At 46.0% G+C, this 1,103-nt stretch carries 2 protein-coding genes; both read right to left on the bottom strand.

Translation table 11 applies throughout. The features are described from left to right. On the bottom strand, positions 1 to 291 hold a 291-nt coding region (locus A3762_RS12255; protein WP_156493425.1), incomplete at its 3' end, for an urea carboxylase-associated family protein. Beyond that, complete coding sequence (locus A3762_RS12250; protein WP_068499866.1) at positions 288 to 1,028, bottom strand: urea amidolyase associated protein UAAP1; 741 nt, start codon at positions 1,026 to 1,028, stop codon at positions 288 to 290. The genes A3762_RS12255 and A3762_RS12250, both read right to left, overlap by 4 nt. Positions 1,029 to 1,103: the final 75 nt, after the last annotated feature.

Here is a 1,103-nt window from a genome sequence, read left to right as displayed (position 1 = left end):
ACGACCGCAAGTGTCAGCAACAATTTCAAGCATCACGTTATTAAAATTTGATCGAAGCTCTGAACCTGCAGTGAGGTAAACAGCACCCTGCTCGCGCACAGTATCCATCGCGCTGTAACGTTCAGTCGGGTTGTGTGCATTAAAAAACAAGGTGTCAGCGGCTTGGTTGCCTTCTAGGTCTAGAATACGGATGATTTCTCCCGCATTGACCACACCAATGTAATAGTCCCCTGCATCAACCACTTGTCGGGTCAGTGCATTTTCAGGAAGTAATGTGCTCTCAATAATCATGGCGTGCCCCCTAAGCCCAACTGATACAAGGCATTGTTTGCAAATCCTCGTCCATTTTCAGGGCGGAAATTCTTACAGTAATCATCTTCGGTGACAGGCAATGCCTCACCCAATTCAATTTTTACGTCCATTGTTGGGTAGCTTGAAGACTGATCTAAAGGATGTGGGCAGGTATGCAGCACAACAATGGAATCTATCTCCATACGCAAAGTCACTGAAGCACCTTGTGTATCTGCCGAGGCATCAAGTGCCATCTGACCTTCAGAATTTACCGAGACCTTACTAAACCAATTAATGTTTGCCGCCAAATCTGCGGGGCCCAAACCATATTTCGCAAGCTCTACTAAGGTCGCGTCGTGCCCATTTTGCAGCCAATCATTTCGATCTGTTTGATAGTCACGCGCACCCCAGCGCGCCTCAATATGAGAGGCATGAGAATTACCACAAACTGATTCGTGCCAGCCGAGAGAATCCTCAACGATCGAAGCGAAAATTCGCCCCATATCTGAATACAAGCAATTGCCTTTTGTGAGTTTAAATGTGTGCTGGCACTTGAGGGTATCAGGCGCGTTGTAGCGCTCTAATAAGTCCTCGGGGTTATAAAACAACATTCCAACGTTGGCGCCGCCAAGTAAGTCTGTTAGTCGTAAAATCGTGCCTTTACGTAAGCGAAAAGACCAATGTGAGCCTTCCGCAATTTGAGTGGTGTAAGAAATAGAACGGATGTACTCGCTCATAACTTGTCCTTACTTTCTTTTTTAATAGATGTAGCCGCGCAAAACACGACTGGTTGCTAATGTCTCTTATTACTT

This window comes from Oleiphilus sp. HI0125 (genome assembly GCF_001635355.1).
Note: the sequence above shows the minus strand (reverse complement) of the source record. Positions and strands in the feature narration are given on the sequence as shown.

Excerpts from the sequence above, each read along its gene's own strand:
- A3762_RS12250 (WP_068499866.1), bottom strand. The coding sequence starts at position 1,028 with ATGAGCGAGTACATCCGTTCTATTTCTTACACCACTCAAATTGCGGAA.